Below are 26446 nucleotides of genomic sequence, written 5' to 3' on the forward strand. Positions count from 1 at the left end.
AGATACGGTTAGACTGGAGTCGGACTCGAGGGTCCCTCCCCTCGTTCAGAGTGAAACGGTGTTCGAGACCGGGGGGACCCTGTACTCGGTGGTGGGGAAGGAGCGTGCGTGAGGTGTGATGAGGTTTCCTGACACGGAATTCCAATTCAGATATTTCAATACTAGTGTAGAGGAATCTGATTCTCCTACCACAAGACATAATACTACTATATCTAGCTCTTTCTAGACTAGTAGAAAGAAAGCAGAAAGAGGGTTGGAGAGAACCCGGGGATCAGGACGGACGAAGCCGGTTTACGGGGGATTATCCGTTTCCAAAATTATCTATGAGGTCGCCCAGCAGAATTCGGTGAGCGGAAAGAGTACTGATCACGAAGTGACCGACCGGGGTGTCCGCGATATCCATTTCACTCTGAACGAGGGGTCCGGGTCTCCCGGTCGGAGCCGGCGTCCGTCGACCTTCAGTCTGATTCGGGAACGAGATCCACTCGAGCGGTTCCCGCCGGTACGCTGCCTCTGAGATCGTCTCGAGTCGGTTTATCAGTCTGAACTACCTTCCACAGATTTATTAGGTCGCTCTTCGAGCACGGAGACATGGCTGATCAGGCAGGGGACCCGCTTTTTCAATCACAGGATCCGATCTTCGATCGGAAGGAACTCCTCCACGTCGGGCACGTCCCCGACGAGGATCGGATCGTCGGGCGGGACGACGAGATCGAATCCGTCGCCGCCGAGATCGGCGCGATCACGCGCGGCGATCCGCCGAACAACGTGATGATTTACGGGAAGACAGGAACCGGCAAGAGCCTCATCTCCCGACACGTCGCGACGCGCGCTCGGAACGCCGCTCGAGGAAACGGTATCGACTGCGGCGTGCTCTACGTCGACTGCTCGGAGGCGAACACGGAGACGCGGACGACGCGCCAGTTGGCGCTCAGTCTCAAGGACGGCACCGACTACCGAGAGAACATCCCGGTTCGGGGCGTCGGGACGATGGAGTACTACCAGCACATCTGGGCGATCCTCGAGGACTGCTTCGACGCGGTCGTCGTCATCTTGGACGAGATCGACAAACTGGACAATAGCAACATTCTGATGCAGCTCTCGCGGGCCCGCGAGGCCCGGAAGACCGACGCTTACATCGGCGTCATCGGGATCAGTAACAAGGTCAAGTACCGGGAGACGCTCGACGAACGCATCGACAGCAGCTTCGGTCACCGCGAACTGTTCTTCCATCCCTACGACGCCTCCCAGCTCCGAGAGATCATGCGTAACCGCGAGGACGCCTTCCAGCCCGACGTCCTCGCGGACGGAACGATCGAACTCTGCGCCGCGCTGGCGGCGAAGAAACACGGCGACGCGCGGAAGGCGATCGAGATCCTGAAGGAGGCCGGCGAACTCGCTCGGCGCACCGGGAGCGAGATCGTCTCGGAGGACCACATCAAGCAGGCCCAGGAGGTCGCCGAGATCAACCGGATCGAGGAACTCACCAGCGGGGCGACCGTCCACGCGAAACTCGCTCTCTACGCGCTGGCGAGTCACATCATCACCGGGGAGCGGGAGACGTACAAGACCCGCGAGATCTACGAGCGATACGTCGGCATCTGCGATCTCGTCGCGACCGACCCGATCACCGAGAACGGGCTCTACCGCCAATTGAAGGAACAGGCGTTCCTCGGCGTGATCGAGTCCGAGAAGACCGGCGGCGGCCGCTCGCAGGGAAGTTACCTCCTCCACCGGCTGGTCACCGATCCGAAACACATCGTCAAGGCCGTCCGCCGCGACGCCTCGCTCGAGGAGCTCCCGACCTACGACCGACTCGCCGAGACCGGACCGGCGACCGGCGGTCGCGATACCGACCTCTCTTCGTTCGACTGACGGCGGTTGCGACACGGCCTCTTCATTTTCGATCGGTCGTCTCGACATGGGATAGACAGCACTCGAGATGTGAGACTCGAGTCTCCTCCCCCTAACCCTCATCCACTCCTCACCCCCCACCCCGCTTCGGACGCTTTTCACTCTGAACGAGGGGTGGGGGTCCCGCCGCTCGTCGTCGATCGACGACGAGCGATAGGAACGTTCCGGTCACCCCAGATAGAGATCGAACGGCGGTTCCAGCCCCGCGGTTCCGGGGACGACGTTGAAGACGAACAGCAGGTAGTACAGCGAGACGACGAGCAACACGACGCCGACGACCCGATTGATCGGACCGCTGTAGCGGGCCAGCGTCCGCGTGACGCGCCGGCCGAACGGCTGGGAGACGAGGGCGAACGCCAGCAGCGGAGCGCCGATCCCCAGCCCGAACGCGAGGAAGCCGAGCATGACCTCGAGTTGCGAGTCGAACGCGGGGAAGGCGACCGTCGATCGCCCGAAGAACAGCGCGATCAGCCCCGGGTTACAGGGGAGGACGGTCGCCCCGAAGAAGAAGCCGTAGCCGAACGCCGACAGCGTTGGGTACCGCGTGTGCGGCGGTTCGATTGTCGGCAGCCGGGCGAACCCGCCCGGCGAGACGATCAACACCGCGCCGACGACGGCGAGGACGGCGAAGGCGACGGGCGAAACGAAACCGACGGCGTCCGAAACGCCGGCTTCGAAGACGACGGTCCACAGCAACCCGACGAGCGTCACGAACGCGAGGACGCCCGCGACGACGAGCCCTCCGAGCACCGCGACGGGCGTCTCGCGGCTCCCCTCGCCGGCCGAGGCCAGGTAGGCGATGAAGGCCGGATACAGCGGCACGGCGCACGTCGCGGTCAGCGGCGTCGCGAGACCGATCAGGAAGAACTCGAGCAGCGCGGCGGTCGTCGACGTCATCTCGGTCGCGCCCTCGCGGTCGGCTTCGGTGTCGGGCTCGAAAGAGCGGTTGCCGGGCGTCGCGACTCGCTACGGGATTCGTCGTGTCGGGGCGACCGATCGAGATAGACCGCTCGAGTGAGGGGGTTCATCGCTCAGTTATGCGCTCGAGTCGTCCGAGTCAGTTGCGTCGCCAGAGTCGTCCGAGTCGCTCGAGTTACCGGCATCGCTCGAGTTGCTGGTAGTGCCCGAATCGTCCGAACCGTTCGAGTCGACCGGTCCGCAGACGTCCGCGAGGATCGACTCGAGATGTTCGGCGTCGGCCTTCTTCTCGAGCCTGTATACGCCGTCGTTCGGACAGACGACGATGACCGGCGAGTTCGCGCTGCTGGTCACCTCCCGTCCGAAGTCCGAGATGAGATCGCTCGTGACCTCGTCGGTTGCGGTTCCGAACCGCCACTCGTAGCCCTCTTCGTTCGCGTAGCTCCGGAGTGTCTCCGGGTCATCGCTCGAATAGATCGTGAGGTCGACGATCTCGACGTCAGCGTTCGGATAGAGATCATCGAATTCGCGGTCTTGGGATCGACAGACGGCACAGCCCGTCGAGAACGTGTGGACAATGACCGGCCGCTCGGCGTCCTCGACGCGGAACGCTTCGCCGCTCGTCACGTCGGTCAGCGACGCGGTCCGCCAGGTCGCGTCCTCGCTGACGTCGACCGCTTCCGGCTCCGGCGCGGACTCCTCGTCTGATTCGCCGTCGTCGGTCCCCGCACATCCCGCGAGGGCGGCGATCGACCCCGCACCGACTGTCCGAAGGATGTTCCGTCGAGGGATCGTATCGCGTCCAGTCGTCATTCTACCGTACTCTAGTGCGGCGGACTAACAATAATTCTGGTACGCGTCTCGATACGTGCCCGCGCTGTCGGGCGACGGTTCGTCCGCCGTCGGCACCCGTCGAAAGTCCCGCGTCGCACGGATAGTGTGCGACCCCTCGAGGCAGTACCCGACTACGGCCAGAGCCCGCGGGTCTCGTGGGCGCTCGCGATCCGCTCGAGGGCGACGATGTAGGTCGCGTCCCGCCAGGTGACGTCCCGATTGTCGTACTCCGTCCGGACGTCTTCCCAGGCCGTACACATCTCGCTCTCGAGTTCGTCGTTGACCCGTTCGAGCGTCCACGCCCGGCGATTGATGTCCTGGAGCCACTCGAAGTACGAGACGGTGACGCCGCCGGCGTTGGCGATGATGTCCGGAATGACCGGAATCCCGTGTTCCTCGAAGATGCGCTCGGCCGTGGTGGTCGTCGGCCCGTTGGCCCCTTCGACGATCATGTCGGCCTCGATGTCGCGGGCGTTCTCGCCGGTCAGGACGTTCCCGATCGCGGCGGGGACGAGCACGTCCACGTCCAACTCGAGCAGTTCCTCGTTCGTGAGCGTCTCGGGCGCGTCGTAGCCCGAAACCATGCCCGGACTCTCGTCGTGGTCCTCGACGTCGGTCGTGTCGAGTCCGTCGGGATCGTAGATGGCGCCGTCGACGTCCGAGACGGCGACGACGGAGGCGCCGAGCTCGTCGAGATACCGGGCCGCGTTGGCGCCGACGCTGCCGAAGCCCTGGACGGCGACGGTCGTCTCCTCGACGTCCCAGTCGTAGTACGCCATGGCCTCGCGCGTGATGATCCCGACGCTGCGGCCCGGCGCCTCCTCGCGGCCGTAGCTGCCCCCGACGATCGGCGGCTTGCCGGTGACGACGCCGGGCGTGGTCTCGCCCTGTTGCATCGAGTAGGCGTCCATGAACCAGGCCATCGTCTGCGGATCCGTCCCCATGTCGGGCGCGGGGATGTCCGTCATCGGGCCGATCACCGGCCGCAGCTCCTCCGCGAAGCGGCGGGTGAGTCGCTCTTTCTCGTCGCTGCTGAGCTCCTTCGGATTGACGATGATGCCCCCCTTCCCGCCGCCGAAGGGGAGGTCCATCACCGCGCACTTCCAGGTCATCCACATCGAGAGGCCGACGCACTCCTCCTCGGATACCTCCGGATGGTAGCGCAGGCCGCCCTTGTACGGGCCGCGAACGCTGTCGTGGTGAGCCCGATACCCCGTGAACATCTCGCGGGAGCCGTCGTCGCGCTCGAGGGGGACCGTCACCCGGTGGACGCTCGTCGGGTGGCGAAGTCGTTCGACGATCCCCTCGTCGACGTCGAGGTGGGCCGCCGCGCGCTCGAGTTGGTGACGGGCTGTTTCGACGGCGCTCTCCGGCTCGGATTCTGACTGTGGATCAGCAGCTGTCATGGTAGAATCGAGGGCTCCGTGGCTCGAATCTTGCTCGAGCCCGGGCAAAACCCTTGGCACTGCACTCGTCTGCGTCGGCGGCCGCGTGCCGTCTCCGTACGCTCGAGGCACGCTACGGGCGCGCGGTCGCGCCCCTTCCATCGCCACCCCACGTTTGAAGCGCCTCGTCGTGGTCTGGATCCGCGTGTCCATCGAAAGCACCAATCCGGCGACGGGCGAGGTTGTCGGCACCTTCGACGAGACCTCGAGCGGCGATCGGGAGGCCCACCTCGAGCGCGCGGTCGAGACCTTCGAGGAGTGGAGCGAGACGCCGATCGAGCACCGCCAGCAACTGCTGTCCGCGGCGGCCGACGTCCTCCGCGAGAACAGCGAGGAGTACGCCGAACTGATGACCGAGGAGATGGGCAAGCCCATCGGACAGGCCCGCGACGAGGTCGAGAAGTGCGTCTGGGTCTGTGACTACTACGCCGAACACGCCGCCGAGCACCTCGACGACGAAGTCATCGCGAGCGAGCCCGAGGCCCGGACGCTCCTCTCCTACGAGCCGCTGGGGCCGATCCTGGCGATCATGCCCTGGAACTTCCCGTTCTGGCAGGTGTTTCGCTTCGCCGCGCCCAACCTCGCGGCAGGTAACGTCGGCCTCCTGAAACACGCCTCGAACGTCCCCGGCTGCGCGCGGGCGATCGAGGACGTGTTTCGGGAGGCAGGCTTCCCCGAGGGCGCGTTCACGACGCTGCTGATTAGCTCGAGCGAGATCGACGAGGTGATCGAAGACGACCGGATCGCGGGCGTCACCATCACCGGCAGCGACGGCGCAGGCCGATCGGTCGCCGAAACGGCCGGCAGCCAACTCAAGAAGAACGTCCTCGAACTGGGCGGCAGCGATCCCTTCGTCGTCCTCGAGGACGCGCCCATGGACAAAACCGTCGAGACGGCGGTGCAGGCACGGCTCATCAACAACGGTCAGTCTTGCATCGCGGCCAAACGGTTCGTCGTCGTCGACGAGGTCTACGACGAGTTCCTCGAGCGCTTCGTCGAGGAGATGGACGCCCAGACGGTCGGCGATCCGATGGACGAGGAGACCGATATCGGCCCGCAGGCCCGCGAGGACCTCGCGGCGGAGCTTCACGAACAGGTCGAGGAGACGCTCGACCAGGGCGGCGAGTGTCGGCTCGGCGGCGAGCCGATGGACCGTGACGGCGCGTTCTACCCGCCGACCGTCCTCACCGACGTTCCGGAAAACGCGCCCGCGGATCGGGAGGAACTGTTCGGACCCGTCGCGACGGTGTTTCGCGTCCCCGACGAGGCGGCCGCGATCGAGAAGGCCAACGACACCCGCTTCGGCCTCGGCGCCAGCGTCTGGACCGAGGACTTAGAGCGCGGGGAGCGAGTCGCCCGGCAGTTCGAGTCCGGGCTGGCGTTCGTCAACGAACTCGTCAAGTCCGACCCGCGCTTGCCCTTCGGCGGCGTGAAGGACTCCGGCTACGGTCGCGAACTCGCCCGCGACGGCATCCGGGAGTTCGTCAACCGAAAGACGATCTGGGTGCAAGGCGACGCCGGAGAGGAAACGGAGATGGTCGAGTAACGCTATTCGTCGCGGAACCGAACCTCGGCGTCGTCGTCGCGGCGTCCGTCCGCGTTCTCGGCGTCCAAAAGTCGGTCCTCGGAGTAGCTGAGTTCGACGCCGCCGTTCTCGACCGTCGTCCACCACCATCGCCACAGCAACCCGTAGACGACCGACGTGACGATCACGTACAGCAACATCGGCTCCGGTGGCAGTGGCATCGATTTCGTGCTGATCTCGTCGCGGTTCGGTCGCAGTCCGGTTCTCGCTGCGTCCGCGTCTCCGTTCGCCGTCGACTCGAGTCGTCGCCGCTCGGCCGCCGTCGGTCCGATCTCGCCACCCCTCAAATGCGGGGTCGGTTCGCCCTACCACGCCAACTGTTATCAAGGTATCTGGGGCGGCGAGGTCGGAGTGACGTCGGTCGAGTCGGAGCGGAGACGTCGGCGCGAGGAAACGCCGCTACCGCAGGTTCGCCCGCGCCGCGGCGCTCGAGAACGGAAAGCCTGCGCGCCGCGGCGCGGTGTCGCTGCGGTCGAGTGGCGGGCGGTCACGTATCGCGGTCGGTCGCGACGGGAAGCGTGAACGAGAACGTCGTTCCGTCTCCGGGCTCGGACTCGACCCAGATCTCGCCGCCGTGGCGCTCGACGACGCGCTCACACAGCGCCAGCCCGATCCCGGTTCCCGAGTGTTCGTCGCGGCTGTGTAGCCGCTCGAATACGTCGAAAATGCGGTCGGCCTCGTCGGGGTCGATGCCGATCCCGTTATCCCGAACTGCGACCACGCACTCCGCTCCGTCGCGTTCGGCGGTAACGCGAATCCGCGGCGGCCCCTCGCCGCTGTACTCGATGGCGTTATCGAGCAGGTTCTGGAGGACCTGCCGGATCTGGCTGGGATCGCCCTCGATACGCGGGAGGTCCTCGGCGACGATCGTGGCGTCGTGTTCCTCGATTTTCACCTGCAAGTCTTCGCGGACGTCCGCGAGGACGTCGCCTAACTCGACCGGCTCGAACGGGTTCGCCTGCGTCTGGACGCGGGAGTACTCGAGCAGGCCGTCGATCATCTCGCGCATCCGTTCGGCACCGTCGACGGCGAACTCGAGGAATTCCCGACCCTCTTCGTCGAGGTCGTCGCTGTAGCGGTGCTCGATCATCTGCAGGTAGCTCGAGACCATCCGCAGGGGTTCCTGCAAGTCGTGGGAGGCGGCGTAGGCGAACCGCTCGAGGCGCTCGTTGGTCTTCTCGAGTTGCCGCTGGTACTCCTTGCGCTCGGTGATGTCGACGAGGGTAATGACCGCGCGACTCACCTCGCCGTTCTCGTCCCGGATGGGCATGCCGTGATTCAGGACCGTGCGGCGCTCTCCGTCGAAGCCCTCGATTTCGATCTCGTCCGGATCGGGAACCTCTTCGCCCCGGACCGCTCGGGCGAGCGCCCATTCGTCGGGGTCGACCGGCTCGCCCGTGTCCGCCCACCAGCCGTCGTATCGATCGTACTCGGCGATCGACTCGGATTCGGCGACCTCCCCGCCCCAGACCTCTTCGGCCGCCTCGTTCCACTCGAGGATCCGCCCGTCGTCGTCGGCGACGAACACGGCGACCGGGAGCAACTCGATCAGCGTCCGGAGCTCCCGCTTTCGTTCTTCCATCGCCCGCTTGCGCTCCCTGCGTTCGGTGACGTCGCGCGATATCGCGAGGACGTACTCGCGATCTAGTTCGACGTGGGAGATGTCGATTTCCACCGGGAACGTCGTCCCGTCCTTCCGCCGATGCGTCCCTTCGAAGGTGGTTTCCCCCTCGGCTCGCAGGTCCGCGACGAAGGGCTGCCACGCTTCCCGCGTCGGTAGTTCGGTATCGATATCGGGGACGGACAACCGGAGCAGTTCCGCTCGCGAGTAGCCAAGGGAGCGACAGGCGGTGTCGTTGCTGTCGAGAATCGCTCCCGTATCGGGGTCGATTACGAACACGCTGTCGGTGGAGTGATCGAGAAGTGTTCGAAACAGTTCCAGCTCCCGTTCACGCTCCTTGCGCTCGGTGATGTCGTTGAAGTAGACCGAGAGTCCGGTCTCCGACGGATAGATCCGCGCCTCGATCCAGAACCCGAGTAACTCCGAGAAGACTTCGAAGGTCGTCGCCTCTTGGTCCTCCATCGCTGTTCGGAGACTCTCCCGGACCTCGTCGGCGGTGGTCGACTCCGGGAACGTTTCCCAGAGGTCCGCTCCGAGCAACTCCTCCTCGGTCACGCCGAGGAGTTCCGCTGCCCGCTCGTTGACGTACGTGAACCGCCACCGGTCGTCCAGTGCGTAGAACGCATCGGTGACGCGTCCGTAGACCTCTTCCAGTTCGGTCTCGAGCGTGTCTCGATGCGCCCGGAGCTCCCGTTCGCGCTCCTTGAGGTCGGTGACGTCTTCGCCCGTCGTGACCACGCGGTCTATCCCCCCGTTCTCGTCGACGATCGGCGCCGCGTTGACCGACAGCCAGCGCCGGTCGCCGCCCGGGAGTTCGACCCGGAGAATCTCGTCGTAGACCGGCTCGCCGGTTTCCAGGGTCCGAGAGAACGGGTGCTCTTCGACGGAGACTCGGTCGCCGTTTTCGTCGTAGACCGTTCGATCCGAGGGCGAGTAGGAGTCGTCGTAGGCGTCGAGGAGCTCCTTGATCCGCCCGTTCATCCTCGTGACCTCGCCCTCGTCGTCTAACACCTGGATACCGACGGGACTGGTTTCGAGGAGTCGGTCAGTCAGGTCGCGCTCGCGCCGGAGCTGCTGTTCGCGTTCCTTGAGGCGCTGTTCGGCCCGGTTCCGGTCGGTGACGTCGCGGACGACGCCCACCGTCCCCTGAAAATCGCTGTCGGCGGTTTCACCGCCTTCTCGAGGCGTCTCCGACGCCTCGCCGTCGACGAGGAGACTCAGCTGTAACTCGCAGTCGATTTCGTCCCCATCGGCGGTGTGCACCGTGAACTCGATCGCGTCCGCACCCGGTTCGTCGCTCGAGAGCCGCCGCCGTATCTCCTGACCGATCCGCTCGACGTCGTCCTCGTCGAGAAGCAGGGAGACGGGTTCACCGAGGAGTTCCTCCCGTGCGTAGCCGGTCATCTCGACGATGGTATCGTTGACAGCGACGAATCGGCCTTCGCGGTCCAGTTGGTAGATCCCGTCGTCGACCGAATTCACGAGCGTCCGGTAGCGCTGGAGGGCCTCGGGCGCGTCCGCCTCCGCCCAACAGTTCACGTCGGTTTCCCCCGTCGCTCTCTCCATGCGAAAGGAGAATTTATCGAGTCCAATAAGTTCTCTGCACGGGATTCCGACTCGAGCACAAGTGGATCTCCCGACATGTGTTCGCTCCGGACCGGCGAAAGCGGGGCCGCCGAACACCGGTCACAGCCCCACGCCCCACGGCTGCGTCTCCCCGTCCTCGAGTCCCGGCGGATGGAGCGCCTCGGTCTCCTCGAGGGCCGCTACGCTACCGTCGAGATCACGTAGAGGTTAATACAGACGGCGAGCGTCCAGGGAACGGCGAGTCCGGCGGGGACGACGGCCCGATAGGCGAGGGGCAGGAGGGGACGACAGACCAGCCCGATGACGATCGCCAGCCCCTTGAGAACGAACATGCCGACGAAGCCGTAGCCGTCGATCACGCTGCGGGCGACCGGGTTCGATTCGACCAACCCGAGCCGCAGTCCGGCGAACGTCGTCAGAACGTCTCCGAACAGCGAGAGGGCGACGAAAACCCACAGCGCGCGCTCGAGGGCGGCCGGCGAGACCTCGAGCGGGAGTTCGAATCGCGGGTAGGCGCCGTCGGAGCTCATGGGCTCCCCACCGGAGTCGAACCGGTCGTCGTGATCGAGCGTCGGGTGCGTGTCACGGACACGCAAGGGTTCCACAGCTCGTGGTATTGTTATGGGAACCGTAGGCGCTGCGCCGTCCGCGTAACGCGTCGGTAACCGGTGCCGAACGTCATCGCGAGGGTCTCGAGAACGACCCAACGTTCGGACCGACGAGATAGTCCGTCGTCGGTCGAGCGACTTGGGACGACCGTCGGTAGTCGGCACGGATCGAGTAGCGGTCCTGCTGGGACGAGTCCAATGAGCGGGTCTCGAACGGGATTTCGTTACGAGGGGCGATCCCGGTGGCACCCAGCCGGCTCCGCCGGTAGTAGTCCGCTTCGGTCGGGTAACCAATCGATACTGGCGTTTGACAACGTGAAACTCGAGCGATGCGAAGCGCGATCGACACGTCGTTCGTCATCGGAGGGCGGAAGCGGCTGCCGGACTGCGTCGACAACGGCACAGAGGGAAAGAGAGGAAAGCGGTTCGCGTCGACCGCACCGATCTTTGGAGTTCGCCACGAGGGATGAGGAGGATCGCGTGCCGTGGGACGCGAACCGATCGGGAGTGAGTCGTACGGGCGGGCGGACGGAGCCGAAGTCGGTCGCGGAAAAGTGCGACCCCCTTCGATCCGCGCTGCCCGGCCGTACTGCCTCCGTGGTCACCAGCACGGAGACATCGTACGCTGGACGGGCGACTACCACCAACGCTCGCGTTCAGTCGTCCAGCTATTATATCGGGACTCGATCCGCGCGATCCGAAACGGAAACGGCAACTGCAGGCAGAATCGCTTTCGACGATTTTGCCCTTGTATCTCATCCTGATCGACCCTCCCGTGTAGGTGAACATTAGCTTTGCCACCACGCGGGGTGCATCCGAGTTGAACTATCGAGTAGCGGCATGGAACGTACATATACCGAGCATCTCAGTCACCGTCTCGCGACGATTCGAGACCGGATCGAGGCAGGCATGGACCGTCGCGAGTTTCTCCGGACCCTGGTTACCGGCGGCTACGGGATCGGCGTCGCGGGGCTGCTCGGCGTCGACGACTTCCTCGCAGCCGACGACGGCGAGGTCCCGATCGTCACCGCGTTCGTCAGACCCGATCCCGACGACCCGTGGTCCCTCGAGAAGCGAACGAAGTACGTTCCCGCGGAGTGGTATGCCACCGTCCAGAAAGCGTTCGAGCTAAACCAGTTGCTGGCGCGGACGGCGTTTACCGGCTACCTCGGCAGCGCCGTCGTCCCCGGCTCCTACGACAGCGCTACCGCGTCCGTTTCCGTCGGCATCTCGAGCGACGCGGGTTCGATTCGCGAGGCGCTCGACGGCCTCGCCGATGGCGTCTCGATCGATATCGAGACGATCATCGACATCGACGATATCGAACAGGGACCCGAGAACCTCGATCCGCGGCTGGCGAACTCCATCACGGACGACGCGGTGCCGACCGGAATCGCCTGCGAAACGGCCGATAGCCTCGCGACGCTCGGACCCACGCTGTACGATCCCGACACCGAACGAGAACTGTTCGTGACCGCCGAACACGCCTTTCAGGGCGGTGCAGAGGCGCACAGCGACGAACTCTTGTTGCCGCTCGAGAACAACGATTCGATCGAACTCGGCACCGTCGACCGCGCCCATCCGGCCGAGGACGTCGTCGCCGTCGAGCCGTACGGACCCGTCGAACCGTCGGACAGGGTCGACACGCCGGCGACGGCCCGCGTTCGCGGCCAGTTCACGCGGTTCGGACTCGCCGACCTCGTCGCCCGCGACGCGGAACTCGAGAAGGTCGGCGCGGTGACCGGCCACACGGTCGGAAAGATCCAGGGGATCGACGCGGTCACCTGTTTTACCGACGACTTCTGTCGCTACGGTCAGATCCGCTGGGGCGGCGAGATGGACCTGACAGACGGCGACAGCGGGTCGGTGAGCTTCCATTCCGACCCCGAGGGCGAGGACGACGAGGTGCTCATCGCCGGGTTCAACAACGCCCGGACCTGGTGGCCGGGTCAGAGCTACGTCTGGGGCGTCGGCGCCTACAAAATAACCGAGGAGCACGGCTACTACTTCTGACCCGCGCTGTACCGATGATCGTTCACGACCACACGACGTCCGCGTTCGCCGCCACCGCCCGCACGCACCGAACCCATGGCAACTGATACCGCTTCCGGATCGAACCACGAATCGAATCGCAATCGTCGAACCGTCCGCGGCTTCGTGAGTACCGTCCTTCGCCTCCTGGTCGACCTGCTCGTCGCCACGGCCTGGGTCGTCTTCCTGACGCTGTTTTTCCTCGAGGTCGCGTGGCCACGGTGGGCGTTTTACGCGCTGCTCATCGCCGGGATCGGCGTCTACGTCACCGTTACGGCGGCGTGGCGTCGCGATTGAACTGTAGTAGCCGCTGAAACGAATTACACACTGATCGCACTGCCGTCATGCGATCAGGTATGCATTGACTTTCAGTGGCTACTATAGAAAACCGCCCGACGACGGCGATTACTCGAGCGTCTCCTCGAGTCGATCGATCAGATCGGCGTTACCGATGTGGACCGGCGTCCGGTCGTGTAACGTGTCGGGCTCGACGGACAGCAGCGACTTGCCGCCGTTCGAGGACCGTCCCCCGGCGCGTTCGATGACGTAGCCGATGGGGTTGCCCTCGAACTGCAGCCGCAGTTTGCCTTCCGGACTGGACTCGAGGGCGGGGTACGCGAAGACCCCGCCGTAGGTGAGCACCTGGTTGACGTCGGCGATCATCGCGCCGCCATAGCGGAGCTTGAGATCGTCCTCGACCTCGCGGGCGTAGCGCTCGAAGTCCGCGGGCCAGTCGGGGACGCGGCCGCCGAAGCCGTAGACGACCGGTTCGTCGGGCAGGGCGATGTCCCGCTCGATGAGTTGCCGTTCGCCGCCGGTCATCTCGTACTCGGCGACGGTCTCTTCGGTGGCGATCACCATCGTCGTGATCGGCCCGTAGAGGACGTAGCCGGCCGCGATCAGGTCCTCGCCCGGAGCCGGCAGCGCGGCGTCGTAGACGCCGAAGATCGTCCCCATAGCGTTGTTGGACCTGAGATTCGAGGAGCCGTCCAGCGGGTCGACAGCGACCGCGTAGGCGTCGCTCGAGTCAGGGTCTTCGCCGCAGTCGATGGCTTCGGGGCGCTCCTCGCTGGCGTACTGCCCGACGCCGTCGATCGCGGCGAGGCGCTCGCCGAGCATCTCGTCGGCCCAGACGTCGGCTTCCATCTGGGTCTCGCCGCTGGGGTTCTCCTCGTCGACGGCGCCGCGGCGGCCGATGAGCCCCTGCGTGATCTCGGTCGCCGACCGACTGATGGTGGCGACGACGTCCTCGACAACTGGATCGGACACCGTCATCCTATTCAGTCTGCTCGAGGGCGGCGTCGGCGGTCTCCTCCTCGTAGATGACCTTCTCGAGGGCGTCGAGCAGTCGGGTCGGGTCCTCGCGCTGCCAGACGTTGCGGCCGACGGCCAGCCCCGTCGCGCCGGCGTCGATCACGGCCTCGACGGTCGAGAGGAACTCGTAGTCGGAGGTCTTCGAACCGCCGGACATGACGACGTTCATGTCGCCGGCACACTGCACCGCATGAGCCATCGCGTCCTTGCTGCCGGGATACTTGACCTTCGCGATGTCGGCGCCAAGTTCGAGGGCCAGTCGAGTCGCGTAGGAGATGGTACCCGGCTTGGTGTCGTTTTTCAGCCCCTGTCCGCGCGGGTACGACCACATGACCATCGGCAGGTCGTACTCGCGGCCCTTCTCCTGGGCGTCGCGGAACTCCTCGACCATCTCGATCTCGTGGTTCGAGCCGCCGTAGACGGTAAAGCCGAGAGCGTCGGCGCCGATTTCGGCGGCGTAGTCGACCGAACAGTTGACCGCCGAGTCCGGCTCGCCCATCCAGAGGTTCGACGTCCCGTTTAACTTCAACAGGAGGTTGACGTCGTCCTCGTAGCTGGGGTAGTAGCCCTCGGCGATCCCCTTCTGGACGGCCATCGCGGTGACGGCGTCGTGGGTCGCCGTCTCGAACACCGTCGACGGATCGAGTTTCTCCGGGACCTCCTCGAAGTCGACCGGGCCGTGCTCCAGTCCGTGGTCCATCGCGAGAATCAGTGACTTGCCGTCGCGAACGATCGGGGAGTCGTCGATCGGAATCATCTGTTAGACGGTGCACTAGGCCGCTATATATCTCTGATGGTCCGGATTATCGAAATTACGTACATTCGTAGTTATTAGCCCGACAGCGCCGCTCGAGTCGACTCGGGCGATCCCGTTAGGTATCGAGCAGTTCACGCGCGTTGTGTCGCCAGCTCCGGACGTGCAAGACGTCGAGGTCGAGGGCGGTGGCGACCACGAAGGCGCTCACCGTCGCCAGCCGCTCCGCCGATCGGATGCCGGCCTCGGCCAGGTCGTCGGCGTCGTCGGGACCCACGCCGGTGACCGCCGTCACGGGCGTCGGTTTCGGATACGGCCGCTCCGAGGGTTTGTCGCGCTCGACGGCAGCGATCGGTGAGTGCTCGTACTCGAAGGACTGCCAGTCCTCGTCCCCGCTGACCGCGATCCACTCGCGCTCGGCGGCCCCGAGGCCGCGCACCTCGCTCGAGCGCCGCTCGAGGTCGCTGTCGCCCTCGAACGACCACGGCAGCGAGAACCGTCGTCGCAGCGCGTCCGCGGTCGCCTCGTCGAGCCCCGCGTCGAGCAACAGCCGGTAGGAGTACTCCTTCTCGCGGACCGCGTCGGGATCGACGCCGGCGCGCTCGAGGCGCTCGCGCTCGCCGGACTCGAGTTCGCGGCCGCGACCGCGGCCGTCGCGGTCGCGTCGTTTCCCGTCGTCCGCCCGGCCCTGTGCTGATTCGTCGGCCGACTCGAGATAGTCGTCCTCGTCGAACGCGAGTTCGACGTGATCGGCGTCCTCGCCGGCGGCGTCGACGTCGAGATCGACCGAGATTCCGATCCCGAGATCGACCGTTTCGGTCCCCCCGTCGACGTCGGCGTCGGCTGCGCCGCTGGATTCGCTGCCCCCCTTCCCTCCCCGTTCGGTGACGGCGTCGTTCTTGCTCACACGGTTCACCAGTTACCGATAGCTCACACCCTCGTTCCTTGAAGGTTACCCTTGAACCGAATGTCTCTTCTACCGAACGGTTCGATTCGGTTCTCGTCGACGGTTCGAGCTCAGTCCTCGAGCAGGGGCTCGAGTTCGGCGGCGAGGGTCTCGCCCATCCTGATCATCGCGTTGTCGCCGGGGTGGACCAGATCGGTCGTCAGCCCCCCGATCGTCGGGAGCAGTTCGGGTCCCTCGAGGAGGTGGACGTTGTCGTGGGACGTTTCGGCGACGATTTCGCGCAGTTCCTCGCGGAACCGCTCGCAGCGCTCGGTCTCGCCGTCGCTCCGACAGACGTCCATGGCGTTGCGGAAGATGGTAATTGCGACGACCGGTTTGTCGGGATGGGCGCTCGCCACGCGTTCGATCAGCCGTTCGGCCCGCTCGCGGAACTCCGCGGGCTCGAACGTGCCGACCATGTTCACCGAGACCGAGAGCGTCGCGACGTCCCAGTCGTCGCGCTCGGCGATGTGGTCGGCCATCGCGGCGTCGCAGTAGGCGGTGCCACAGGAGCCGAGATTGACGAGGTCGGCGTCGAGTCGGCGCGCCGTCTGGTCGACGTAGGTCAGGTGCTCGGCCAGGGGCGCCTCGCCCTCAGTGATCGAGGTGCCGTAGGCGAGATAGCGCCGGTCGGGGAGTTCCTCGTTTCGCGGCGGCCGGACGTCGCCCTCGACGCCGTGGTAGACCATCGGTCCGCCGCGGTGTTCGCCCGGTAGCCGGATCCGACAGACGCGGGGATCGAAGGCGAGGTCCTCGACGGCCGACGGCTCGAGGTCGGCGAGTTTCTCCGGCAGCGAGACCTCGATCGCGGTCGGCTCCGGGCCGACGACGACCTCCGTCGAGCCCTGGATCGGCCCCCAGAAGACGCGGACGGTTCCCTCCTCGGCGCTCCCGCCGGAGACCGTCGAGAGCGTTACCGTCGCGTCGCCGTCGGGGATGAACCGGAGTTCGACGCCCGCGGGATGGCGCATCCGGGACTGCGCGCCGTCGTTGAGTTCGGTCCGTACCGATTCCGGAACTCGCTGGAGCAACTGCCCGTCTCGACCCTCGACCGGTCGACGATCGCCGACGTTGTGGAATTGGATGTCATCCACTTGCATAGTTCAACAGACTTTCCCAACGGCTTATAGCTCCGGTCTCTCGCCCCCACGTTTACCAGTCGGTGCGTGTAACTCGAGGCATGGTTCGCGACCGAATCGAGCGGATCGGCGTCGTCGGCGCGGGAACGATGGGTAGCGGCATCGCACAGGTCGCCGCGACCAACGGGTACGACGTCGTGATGCGCGACATCGAGCAGGAGTTCGTCGAGAGCGGCTTCGAGACCATCGCGGACAGCCTCAACCGCCTCGAGAGCCGGGACGCCATAGCGGACGATCCCGAGACGATCCGCGATCGGATCGAGGGGACGACGCTCATCGACGAGCTGTCGGACTGCGACCTCGTCGTCGAGGCCGCCCTCGAGGAGCTCGACGTGAAGAAAGACGTCTTCGCCGATCTCGAGCGGGTCTGCGACGAGGACGTGTTGCTCGCGACGAACACGAGCACGCTCTCGATCACCTCGATCGCGAGCGACTTAGAGCACCCCGAGCGGGTGATCGGCCTGCACTTCATGAACCCCGTTCCGATCATGGAAGGCGTCGAGGTGGTCGTCGGCGAGAAGACGACCGAGGCGGCGACCGAGCTCGCACATGACCTCGCCGAAGAGCTGGAGAAGACGACCTGGGAGGCCGACGACAAACCCGGCTTCGTTACCAACCGCATCCTGATGCCGTGGATCAACGAGGGGATCCGGGCCTTCGACGAGGGCGTCGCGACGAAGGAGGACATCGACGCGGGGATGGAACTCGGCACGAACGTCCCCATGGGCCCGCTGACGCTGGCCGATCACATCGGGCTGGACGTCTGCCTGCACGCCTCCGAGACCTTACACGAGGAACTCGGTGATCGCTACACGCCCGCCTACCTCCTCAAACGGAAGGTCGAGGCCGGCGACCTCGGCAAGAAGACGGGGAAGGGGTTCTACGAGTACGAGTAGCGCCTCGAATCGGTAGCCGATACGAGCAGCGCCCTCGAGTCGGCGGTCGTTTCCTCGAGTCGAGGGACGCGAGTTACCGGAGTCCCGCTGACCGACCCAGTTCCGTCGGTTCCGACACCGAATCTTCTTGCCGTCTACGGACGTCGGTTCGCGCAATGAATCGATCGTCCGCCTCCGAACCCGACTCCGAACGCGGCGCTGAGAGCGATCGGCTCTCCGGCCGCGTCCGCGACATCGAGCCCCAGGGGATCCGCGTGATGTTCGAACTGGCCGCCGAGTACGAGCGCGAGTACGGGGACGAGGTCGACCTCGTCCACCTCGAGTTCGGCGAACCCGACTTCGACACGCCGGCACACGTCGTCGACGCGGCGTTCGAGGCCGCCCGCGACGGGGCGACCCGATACACCTCGAACGCGGGCCTGCCGGCGCTCAGGGAGTCGATCGCCGAGACGCTATCGGCCGACCTGGCGGTCGATCCCGAGTCGGAACTCGTCGTCACGAACGGCGGCGTCGAGGCGCTGCACCTCGCGATCCAGACGGTCGCCGACCCCGGCGAGGAGGTCGTCGTGCCGACGCCCGCGTGGCCGAATCCGATCTCGCAGGCGAAGCTCGCCGACGCCGTTCCCGTCGAGGTGCCGATGCCGGCCGACGAGGGGTTCGAACCCGATCCCGAGCGGATCGTCGACGCCATCGGTCCGGACACGGCGGCGGTCACGCTGACCTCGCCCTCGAACCCGACCGGGCGGGCGTACGCCGCCGACGCCGTCGAACGCGTCGTCGACGCCGCTGCCGACCACGGCGCCTACGTGATCGCGGACGAAGTCTACAGGGAGCTCACCTACGACGAGATCCCGCCCCGCGTCGCGAACGTCACCGACCGCGACGAGCGGGTCCTCTCGATCGACTCCTTCTCGAAGACCTACGCGATGACCGGCTGGCGCGTCGGCTGGCTCGCCGGCCCCGCGGACGTCGTTTCACAGGTCGCGAAGATCCACGAGAGCACGACGTCCTGCGTCAACACGCCCGCCCAGTACGCCGCGATCGAGGCGCTGACCGGACCTCAGGAGCCGTTCCGCGAAATGGCCGCCGCCTTCCGCTCCCGCCGGGACTACGTCGTCGACCGCCTCGAGTCGATCCCCCGCGTGTCCGTCGCTCGACCCGAGGGGGCCTTCTACGCGTTCGTCGACGTGAGCGCGCTCGAGGGCTCGAGCGTGGACGTCGCCGAGCGACTCCTCTACGAGCAGGGCGTCGTCACGGCGCCGGGGACGGCCTTCGGCGCCGGCGGCGAGGGACATCTCCGGCTGAGCTTTGCGAACGACCGCGACCGCCTCGAACTGGGACTCGATCGGCTCGAGGAACTGGTTCGAACCGAACTAGACGCTGAGTGATCGTCCCAGTCGACGCACTACGGGTGCGTTAGTCAGCGCGGTCTGAGAAACCGGCGTGCGGTATCGGGGATGGACGGACCAGCGGTCTCGAGAGAGCTGCAGAAACGGTCTCCGATCCACTGTCACTGACCGTACCGCAATCACTCGTTTTCGAACGCGACGATTCCCTCGGCGGTGGCGACGAGACAGATGCCATCGACGAGGGTGACCGACTGAACGTAGTCGTCGAAGTCGTGACGCTCGAGGACGTCTCCGCTCGCGAGATCGACGAGAACGAGTTCTTCCATCACCAGGAGGAACACCGTTTCTCCGGCCACTGCCACCGAACGAACGGATGCGTCTTCGTCCGCGTCGGGTTCGAACGCCCACTGTTCGCGTCCCGTCGTCGGATCGATCGCGTGCAGGCTGTCGGACTCAGACGTTCTATCGGAGTTGACGACTAGCAGGGCGTCGCTCGAGAAGGCGGCCGGTTCGAGCCCCGGAGGTGCAGTATTCCCGGATATCTCCGGGTGCGTCTCCGGCGTCACCCAGTCCGTTTCGCCGGTCTCCGCATCGAGGGCGATCAGCAATCCGCCGAACGTGTGGCAGAAGAGGCGTTCGCTTCCGGCCACGATACGGCCTCGAATCCCATCGTTGAGGTCCTTCTCGTTCGGGTGAAAGTGCCGGGAGACATTCGTCTCTCGGCGGCGCTCGCCCGTCTCAGCGTCGAGGAAGAGAAGGTCACCGTCGGTGCCGGTGTTCAACACGACAGTATCATCGGCGTACAAGACGGTCGACCAGACGCCTCTTTCGAGGCTCTTCTGCCAACACTCCTCGCCGGTGTGAGCGTCGACACCGATCAGGTCCCGAGAACCGTAGAAGACGAGCAGCCCCGCCTCGAGCGCCGCTATGACGCGGTCACTGCTCACGTCGCTGGTCCACTGTTCGCTCCCGTTAGCCGTGGCGATCGCCCTCGAGACGCTCTCTCCGTCGTCGCCACCTTGCCCGAAAAACAGGGAATCGCCGCCCGCCATCAGGGAGAGACTGCTTCCCGACGCGATCGGTTCCGTCCACTGTTCGTCGCCGGTGTACAGATCGTACGAAGTGACGAAATCAGGCGCGAGGAGCCCCGCGACGAACACGGATCCGTTGATCGCGACGGGTTGTCCGGGGTGTTCGCTATCGACGCTCTACCGTTCGGTCAGGCCGGGCGCAGGTGCGCTTTCGGACCGGACTGCGCGAGTGTTCGATCCGTCGTAGTCAGGGAGCGGCCAGTCCAGCGGCGACACGTCAACTGGTGTGGGAGTACAGCCGTCATCGCGAAAAAAATTCGACCCGTAGGCGTATCCGCCGAGTGCGCCGACTCCCAAACAGAAACCGCTGGCTGCCAGTAGCTGGCGACGAGAGAGCGTATAGTTCCGGCCGGAGACCATCGTATTACGATAATCCAATCAGCGCTAAAAACATTTCATAATACTATCTACTTGAGCTCCTACTTCCTGTCGCCGCGACTCCGGACCGCGACCACCGGTCGAACCCCCGTTCGATCCACCTCAATGTTTTTATATCTTATATTCGAATATGGAAAATATGCGCGCCTCCCGCCCCGTCATCGTCGCCCTCCTCTGTCTCGTCAGCCTCGCGGGAATCGCCGCCGTCGCGGGCGCACCGCCGCCGACGCAACTCTGCGGGGTCTGTGGCTCCGACGTGACTGACGAAACGGGGACCGACGGGACGGGGATCGACGGCGCGACCGGGGCGGGGACGCTCGATATCCACGTCGACGAACGCGGCGATTCCCTCTGGCGGGCCCGCGTCCCCGTCGACTCCTCGGCCGCCGACCGATACCGGACCAACGAGAGCGCCCTCGAGGCGGCGGTCGACGACGCGTGGACGCCCTATCACGTGGCCGAGGGCGACGTCGGCGCCGTCGAATCGACGCTCGAGGGGGATACGGTGGTCGTCGAGTACGCCGTCGATGACGTCGCCAGACAGGGCGTCGGCGACGCCTGGATCGTCGATTACTTCGCTCTCGGAACGTCGAACGCTCGCTACGGCCGGACGGCCGAGCGCGTGACGATCCACGCGCCCAGGGGGACGGAAATCACGAACCGCGTCCCGGACGCCACGGTGGACGAGAATACCGCGACGTGGACGGACGACGCCGAGTTCGACGGGCAGACGTACGTCACCTACGGCAGCGGCGGCGTGCTCGGAGCGGCGGCCGGCTATGCCACGATCGGCCTCGAGATCGGTCCGACGGCCCTCGAGCACGGGGTGCGCGGCGGCGCCGCGCTCGGCCTCCTCGTCGGATTCGTCGGCGTCGCGGTCTGTCGAACCGACCTGGGAATCGCCGCGTTCGACGCCGCGACGCTCGAGCGACTGATCGCGGCCGTCGGCGCCGTCGGGGCGGCAGGCTTCCTCGTCGTCGGCGCGGCCGCGACCGACGCCGGCCTCGCGCCGGGCGCCGTCGCGCTGGCCTCGCTCGGGGTCGGATACGCCCTGCTGGGGAGCGGGGCGCGCCGCCTCGGCCGTCGGCTCGAGACCCGCGGACTCGTCGGACTGTCGCTCCTCGCGACGGGCGTCGCCGGCGGGGTCGCCCTCCTGCTCGCCGGCCCGCCGGTGTACGCGATCCCGCTTTGTTTCGGCGCGGCCACCGCGCTCTGCCTTCCGATCGGGTACGTCGCCGAGCGCGGGCGGTTCCCGGTCGCGCTCGTCGTGGGCGCCGCGGTCGCGCCGATCGTCGCGATCGCGAGCGTCGCGCCCGTCTCCGCGTTCGGCTACGGACCGGCTCTGTACGGCCTCCTCCTGTTGCCGTGGGTCGCGGCCGTCGCCGCCTTCGGCTACCCGCTCGCGCTGCTCGGCCGACGGCTCGCGTTCGGCGTCGACTGACGGCGCGAGGGCGGAATCGAAATCGGCAGAAGCGGACGACAAAATGGACCGAAGTGAGGATCGAAACGGACAGCAACGGACGGAGGCGGACCTCGAGTCGCGTTCCGGCACGATGCCAGTCCTCGATTACGCGCCGGTGTCCGATGTTCGGAAAGGGACGATCGAGTCGTTCGCACGGATCATCCCGATAACTGACGCATGCGTAGCTGTAAGCGGACCGGCGTCGAAGGGCCTGTCATGGGTCGAAGTGTTCACCTAAACAACATCGAGCCGGTGCTCGAGGAACTCGACTACCCGATCTCCCGGGACGCGGCCGCCGACCAGTGCGACGACGTGACGCTGGTCCTGGCCGACGGCGAGGAGAACCTCGGCGACCTCGTCGCCGAGTCGGGAGGCGACGAGTTCTCGTCGATGGACGATCTGGAATCGGAAGTGTTCAACCTCCTCCCCCGCCACGCCGTCGGCGAGCCCTACCAGTCCGAAGGGGAAGGATAGCGGGGACGGAACGATATCGGCGCCGAACTCGCCGTCGAACTCGGCGACATCGGACGGACACTCGAGGAACGCGTCGCGCCGTTGGACGCGTGCGAAATCGACGACCGAGCGAAGCGGTCAGTGGTGTAACGGTTTCTCCGCCATCTCCTTGCGCAGTTCGGCCAGGTTCGACCGCGAGACGCCGTCTTCGAACTGCTGGAGCAACGCGAAGACCTCGGCACGAGAGACCTTCACGTCGCCCTCGCGGACGACGTCCTCGGGGCGCTCGCGCAGTTCGCGGAGCGTCCCGACGGCCAGCAGGTAGGGGATCGCCCACGCGGAGAGCCGGTTACCGTGGTGTTCGGGGACGACCTCGAGGTACCGCTGGGCGTCGTCGAGGTAGCGCTCGGCGCGGCCTGTCACCCGCTTGATGACGTTCGTGACGCCACCGTGGTGGGCCTCGTCGGTGACCGCCTCGACGTCGACGTCCTCCGCCGCGAGCCACTCGGCGGGGAGGTAGACGTTGTTCTCCTCGTGGTAGTCGTCCTCGACGTCCTTCGCGATGTTGACCAGTTGCAAGAGGAGGGCGAACGAACGGGCGTTCTCTCGCATCTCGTCGGCCCGCTCTCGAGAGGTGCCGCGGGCGACCAGCCCGGTGATCAGCGTCCCGACGGTGCCAGCGGCGTACCAGCAGTACTCCTCGAGTTCCTCGACGGTCTGTAAGCGCAGTCCGCCCTCGGTGGCGTAGCGGTCGGTGAACATCGCCATGCCGTCGACGAGTTCCCGAACCGGTTCGCGCATGATCTCGCGGGGCTCGTCGGCAAGCGACTCGAAGGTCCCCAGCACCCGCGGCGTCTGGGCGACGACCTCCCAGTCGTCGCTGCGTTCCTCGGGGAGCCACGGCTCGACGTCGGCCATGAACTCCGAGACGGTCCGGTCGGCGTCCGGATCGAGCACGCGATCGTATTCGGTGAGCAATTCCGTCTGCGTTTCCGGCGGAATGTGTCCCGCATCTTCGATCGTGTCGGCGACCCGACAAAGGAGGTATCCCAGACAGATGTGTCTCGCCATCGGCTCCTCGAGCCGATCGATCGTTATCGAAAAGGTCCGCGAAACGCCGTGAACCGCGTCGTAACACCACTCCAGGTCGGCGTCAGTTGGAGGTTCGGGCTGGCCCGTGGTCATCTACTCGAGTCCATTTCGACCTCTCCCGGGAAAAACACCCCGGTCGCGGCGTGTTCTTCCGGTCGACGTGAACGTCGGCGTCCAAACCCGGGGACGGGAGAGGGGCGGCGAGAGCGCGCCGGCGGCCCGGCAGTTCCCGCCGCAACTCGTTTCCCGCCGCGCGGCCAAAGCGCGGTCGTGACTCGGACCGTACTCGTCGCCGGCGCACACGGACAGGTCGGACAGCACGTCATCGAACTGCTCGCCGAGCGCGGCGACACCGCTCGAGCGATGGTTCGCGATCCGGACCAGACCGACGAGATGGAAGCACTGGGCGGCGATCCCGTCGTCGCGGATCTGACCGAGGACGTCGCGGACGCGGTCGAGGGCTGCGACGCGATCGTCTTCGCCGCCGGCTCGGGCGGCGAGGACGTCTACGGCGTCGACCGCGACGGCGCGATCAACCTGATCGACGCCGCCGAAGACGCGGGCGTCGACCGATTCGTCATGCTCAGTTCGATGGGCGCCGACGACCCGGAGTCGGGCCCTGACGCCCTCGAGGACTACCTGATCGCCAAGGCCGAGGCCGACGAGTACCTCCGCCAGAGCGATCTGCAGGAGACGACCGTCCGGCCGGGCGAACTGACGACCGACTCCGGCACCGGGACGGTCAAAGTCGGCGACGACATCGGGCTGGACGCCGGCGACATCCCCCGAGAGGATGTCGCCCGGACGCTCGTGGTCGCGCTCGAGCACGACGAACTCATCGGCGAGACGTTCGAACTCCTCTCGGGCGACGAACCGATCGAGGAGGCCCTCGAGACGATCGCTCCGCGATGACGGACGATCGGACTCGAGCGGTCCCGTCGGCCGCCTCGGAGTCAAGCGGTTCGAGAGACCCCAGTCTCTCATCCGGGGCACTCGGCTTGCTCCGCCTGTAGACACGACTATCCCGCAGCGGTCGCAACACCTTCGGACGACCCCCGACTCCGCCTTATGGAGGCGCTCCGCCACAGTACTGCTCGCACAGCCGATAGTAGCCACTGAAAGTCACTGCACACTCGATCGCAGGACGGCTTCGCGATCGGTGTATAATTCGTTTCAGTGGCTACTATAGCTCCACGTCGGCCTTTCGGCCGCGTGAACGGGCACTGTTCAGCGTCGTCGACGATGGTCGTATGGAAAGAGTGATGTGTTGTTCATGATTATCGTAGTGAATATGCCGGCAGGAACAGACCAGACACTTCGACCGTTTTTGTGGCGTGCGAGTAAGCTATACGCTGATACAGAGATCGTCTCCCGAAATCACGACGGAATGCAACGATACACCTACGGCGAGTACGAGGATCGAACCAGCCAACTCGCGAACGCCCTCGACGAATACGGGATCGAGAGCGGCGACCGAGTTGGGACGTTCTGCTGGAATCACTCGCGTCATTTCGAGACCTACTTCGCCGTGCCGTCGATCGGCGCCCAGCTCCACACGATCAATCCGTTGCTCCCCGACGCCCACATTCAGTATATCGTCGCCGACGCCGACGACGAACTGATCTTCGTCGATCAGTCGCTCGCCCCGAAACTCGCGGGCGCGGTCGCCGACGCCGACGACGAGTTCGACGACGTCGATTTCGTCGTCATGGGAAGCGAGGAGTCCGATGATCTCGAGGCGACGCCCTACGAGTCGTTCATCGAGGGCCACGAGAGCGAGTACGATTGGCCCGACGTTGACGAGGAACAACCTGCGGGGATGTGCTACACCTCGGGAACGACTGGCGACCCGAAGGGCGTCGAATACACCCAACAGATGCTCTGGAGCCACACGATGGCGTCCCAGACGCCACAGGGGATCCCGATGGCCGACGACGATGTCGTTATGCCCGTCGTGCCGATGTTCCACGTCAACGCCTGGGGGATGCCGTTTACGGCGACGGCGGGCGGTTCCAAACAGGTCTTCCCCGGCCCCTCTCCGGATCCCGAAGACCTCGCGACCCTCATCGAAAACGAAGGTGTGACCATCAGCGCGGGCGTTCCGACCGTCTGGCTCGGGCTGATGGAGTACTGTTCGGAGAATCAGGTGGACCTCTCGACGCTCGATACCGTGATCGTCGGCGGATCGGCAGCGCCGAAATCGATGGTCGAGTGGTTCGACACGCAGGGCGTCGAAGTGCTTCACGCCTGGGGGATGACCGAGATGGCACCGATCGGCTCGGTGTCTCACCTCAAAGCCGATCTGCGGGACGCCGACTACGATACGCAGGTCGAAAAGCGCAGCAAACAGGGACTCGTGGTTCCAGGCCTCGAGTTCAAGGTCATCGACGACGACGGTAACGAAGTCGCCTGGAACGGCGAAGACTTCGGCGAGTTGTGGATCCGCGGTCCGTGGGTGACGACGGAGTACTTCAAGCGCCCCGAGGCCAACGAAGCGGACTTCGAGGACGGTTGGCTCAAGACCGGTGACGTCGTCACCGTCGACGAGGACGGCTACATCAAGATCGTCGACCGGGAGAAAGATGTGATCAAGTCCGGCGGCGAGTGGATCTCGTCGGTCGAACTCGAGAACGCGATCATGGCTCACGACGACGTCGCCGAGGCGGCCGTCGTCGGCGTTCCACACGAGCGCTGGCAGGAGCGACCGGTCGCGTTCATCGTTCCTACGGAGGGCGCCGATCGGGAGACGATCGTCGCCGAAATCAACGACCTGCTCGCCGACGAGTATCCCAAGTGGTGGCTGCCGGACGAGATCGAGTTCATCGAGGAAGTCCCTAAGACGGCGACGGGCAAGTTCTCGAAGAAGGACATCCGCGAGGAGTACGGCGAGCAGTCTCTTGTCGAGGGACAGGTTCCCGAAGACGCCGCCCCGGATCGCAACTGAAACGACCGCGATCCAATTCGTTCGTCCAGACGCGGAGACCGCGACCGTCGCCGGACCACGCGGACGCGGACCCGTTTCGTGGCCC

Annotated in this window: 23 protein-coding genes; 11 read left to right on the forward strand and 12 right to left on the reverse strand. The window is 65.6% G+C overall.

Going from position 1 to position 26446, the window contains the following annotated elements; genetic code table 11:
• The first annotated feature begins 591 nt into the window (after positions 1-591).
• Complete coding sequence (locus C477_RS20220) at positions 592-1875, forward strand: Cdc6/Cdc18 family protein (protein WP_008896422.1); 1284 nt, start codon at positions 592-594, stop codon at positions 1873-1875.
• Positions 1876-2082: 207 nt separating this feature from the next.
• Here the strand turns inward: C477_RS20220 and C477_RS20225 are convergent, their stop codons facing one another.
• The 3 genes from C477_RS20225 to gdhB form a co-directional block, all read right to left on the reverse strand.
• A complete protein-coding gene (locus C477_RS20225) occupies positions 2083-2811 on the reverse strand; it encodes a cytochrome c biogenesis protein CcdA (protein WP_008896423.1) in 729 nt (242 codons plus the stop codon).
• A 138-nt stretch (positions 2812-2949) separates the two neighbouring features.
• On the reverse strand, positions 2950-3645 hold the full coding sequence (locus C477_RS20230) for a peroxiredoxin family protein (RefSeq protein ID WP_008896424.1): 696 nt from the start codon (positions 3643-3645) through the stop codon (positions 2950-2952).
• A 152-nt stretch (positions 3646-3797) separates the two neighbouring features.
• Positions 3798-5072, reverse strand: coding sequence for a glutamate dehydrogenase GdhB (gene gdhB / locus C477_RS20235; RefSeq protein WP_008896425.1), 1275 nt, complete (start codon positions 5070-5072; stop codon positions 3798-3800).
• A 184-nt stretch (positions 5073-5256) separates the two neighbouring features.
• On the opposite strand from gdhB, the gene C477_RS20240 reads away from it, so the two are divergent.
• Entirely contained in the window at positions 5257-6657 is a 1401-nt protein-coding gene (locus C477_RS20240; protein WP_049914720.1) for an NAD-dependent succinate-semialdehyde dehydrogenase, read from the forward strand.
• Positions 6658-6659: 2 nt separating this feature from the next.
• On the opposite strand, the gene C477_RS23700 is transcribed toward C477_RS20240, so the two are convergent.
• The gene (locus tag C477_RS23700) at positions 6660-6857 is read right to left on the reverse strand and encodes a hypothetical protein (RefSeq protein ID WP_152423358.1); all 198 of its coding nucleotides are present in this window, start codon (positions 6855-6857) and stop codon (positions 6660-6662) included.
• Between the two features lie 326 nt (positions 6858-7183).
• Positions 7184-9883 (reverse strand): PAS domain-containing sensor histidine kinase, encoded by a 2700-nt coding sequence (locus C477_RS20250; RefSeq protein ID WP_008896428.1) that lies wholly within the window; start codon positions 9881-9883, stop codon positions 7184-7186.
• A 75-nt stretch (positions 9884-9958) separates the two neighbouring features.
• Between C477_RS20250 and C477_RS23895 the strand changes: the two genes are divergently transcribed.
• Positions 9959-10108 (forward strand): hypothetical protein, encoded by a 150-nt coding sequence (locus C477_RS23895; protein ID WP_160168029.1) that lies wholly within the window; start codon positions 9959-9961, stop codon positions 10106-10108.
• On the opposite strand, the gene C477_RS20255 is transcribed toward C477_RS23895, so the two are convergent.
• A complete protein-coding gene (locus C477_RS20255; RefSeq protein ID WP_049914721.1) occupies positions 10084-10434 on the reverse strand; it encodes a DUF5658 family protein in 351 nt (116 codons plus the stop codon). The genes C477_RS23895 and C477_RS20255 overlap by 25 nt on opposite strands.
• A gap of 918 nt (positions 10435-11352) precedes the next feature.
• Between C477_RS20255 and C477_RS20260 the strand changes: the two genes are divergently transcribed.
• On the forward strand, positions 11353-12525 hold the full coding sequence (locus C477_RS20260) for a hypothetical protein (protein WP_049914713.1): 1173 nt from the start codon (positions 11353-11355) through the stop codon (positions 12523-12525).
• Positions 12526-12600: 75 nt separating this feature from the next.
• Positions 12601-12840, forward strand: coding sequence for a hypothetical protein (locus C477_RS20265; protein ID WP_008896431.1), 240 nt, complete (start codon positions 12601-12603; stop codon positions 12838-12840).
• A gap of 108 nt (positions 12841-12948) precedes the next feature.
• Here the strand turns inward: C477_RS20265 and C477_RS20270 are convergent, their stop codons facing one another.
• The 4 genes from C477_RS20270 to C477_RS20285 all read right to left on the reverse strand — a co-directional run bounded on the left by C477_RS20270 (position 12949) and on the right by C477_RS20285 (position 16657).
• Positions 12949-13818, reverse strand: a complete 870-nt coding sequence (locus C477_RS20270; protein ID WP_008896432.1) for a class 1 fructose-bisphosphatase — start codon at positions 13816-13818, stop codon at positions 12949-12951.
• A 1-nt stretch (position 13819) separates the two neighbouring features.
• On the reverse strand, positions 13820-14614 hold the full coding sequence (locus tag C477_RS20275; RefSeq protein WP_008896433.1) for a class I fructose-bisphosphate aldolase: 795 nt from the start codon (positions 14612-14614) through the stop codon (positions 13820-13822).
• Positions 14615-14729: 115 nt separating this feature from the next.
• Positions 14730-15518 (reverse strand): hypothetical protein, encoded by a 789-nt coding sequence (locus tag C477_RS20280; RefSeq protein WP_008896434.1) that lies wholly within the window; start codon positions 15516-15518, stop codon positions 14730-14732.
• A 110-nt stretch (positions 15519-15628) separates the two neighbouring features.
• Entirely contained in the window at positions 15629-16657 is a 1029-nt protein-coding gene (locus C477_RS20285; protein ID WP_049914714.1) for an SGNH/GDSL hydrolase family protein, read from the reverse strand.
• Between the two features lie 80 nt (positions 16658-16737).
• Here C477_RS20285 and C477_RS20290 point away from each other — a divergent pair, with 80 nt between their 5' ends.
• Positions 16738-17592 (forward strand): 3-hydroxyacyl-CoA dehydrogenase family protein, encoded by an 855-nt coding sequence (locus C477_RS20290; protein WP_008896436.1) that lies wholly within the window; start codon positions 16738-16740, stop codon positions 17590-17592.
• 155 nt (positions 17593-17747) lie between these two features.
• Positions 17748-18980, forward strand: coding sequence for a pyridoxal phosphate-dependent aminotransferase (locus C477_RS20295; protein ID WP_008896437.1), 1233 nt, complete (start codon positions 17748-17750; stop codon positions 18978-18980).
• A gap of 140 nt (positions 18981-19120) precedes the next feature.
• Here C477_RS20295 and C477_RS20300 read toward each other — a convergent pair whose 3' ends face one another.
• A complete protein-coding gene (locus C477_RS20300; protein ID WP_008896438.1) occupies positions 19121-20101 on the reverse strand; it encodes a PQQ-binding-like beta-propeller repeat protein in 981 nt (326 codons plus the stop codon).
• 448 nt (positions 20102-20549) lie between these two features.
• Here C477_RS20300 and C477_RS20305 point away from each other — a divergent pair, with 448 nt between their 5' ends.
• Together C477_RS20305 and C477_RS20310 are read left to right on the forward strand one after the other, a co-directional pair.
• A complete protein-coding gene (locus tag C477_RS20305; RefSeq protein ID WP_008896439.1) occupies positions 20550-21851 on the forward strand; it encodes a hypothetical protein in 1302 nt (433 codons plus the stop codon).
• 237 nt (positions 21852-22088) lie between these two features.
• Positions 22089-22346, forward strand: coding sequence for a DUF5789 family protein (locus C477_RS20310; RefSeq protein ID WP_008896440.1), 258 nt, complete (start codon positions 22089-22091; stop codon positions 22344-22346).
• A 117-nt stretch (positions 22347-22463) separates the two neighbouring features.
• Here the strand turns inward: C477_RS20310 and C477_RS20315 are convergent, their stop codons facing one another.
• A complete protein-coding gene (locus C477_RS20315; protein ID WP_008896441.1) occupies positions 22464-23510 on the reverse strand; it encodes a phytoene/squalene synthase family protein in 1047 nt (348 codons plus the stop codon).
• Between the two features lie 177 nt (positions 23511-23687).
• Between C477_RS20315 and C477_RS20320 the strand changes: the two genes are divergently transcribed.
• Positions 23688-24329: an SDR family oxidoreductase gene (locus tag C477_RS20320; RefSeq protein WP_008896442.1), complete on the forward strand. Its 642-nt coding sequence runs from the start codon at positions 23688-23690 to the stop codon at positions 24327-24329.
• Between the two features lie 379 nt (positions 24330-24708).
• Positions 24709-26361 carry a long-chain fatty acid--CoA ligase gene (locus C477_RS20325; protein ID WP_049914715.1) on the forward strand — a complete coding sequence of 551 codons (1653 nt, stop codon included), beginning with the start codon at positions 24709-24711 and terminating at the stop codon, positions 26359-26361.
• Positions 26362-26446 lie beyond the last annotated feature (85 nt).

It is taken from the genome of Haloterrigena salina JCM 13891, from assembly GCF_000337495.1.
GTDB lineage: Archaea > Halobacteriota > Halobacteria > Halobacteriales > Natrialbaceae > Haloterrigena > Haloterrigena salina.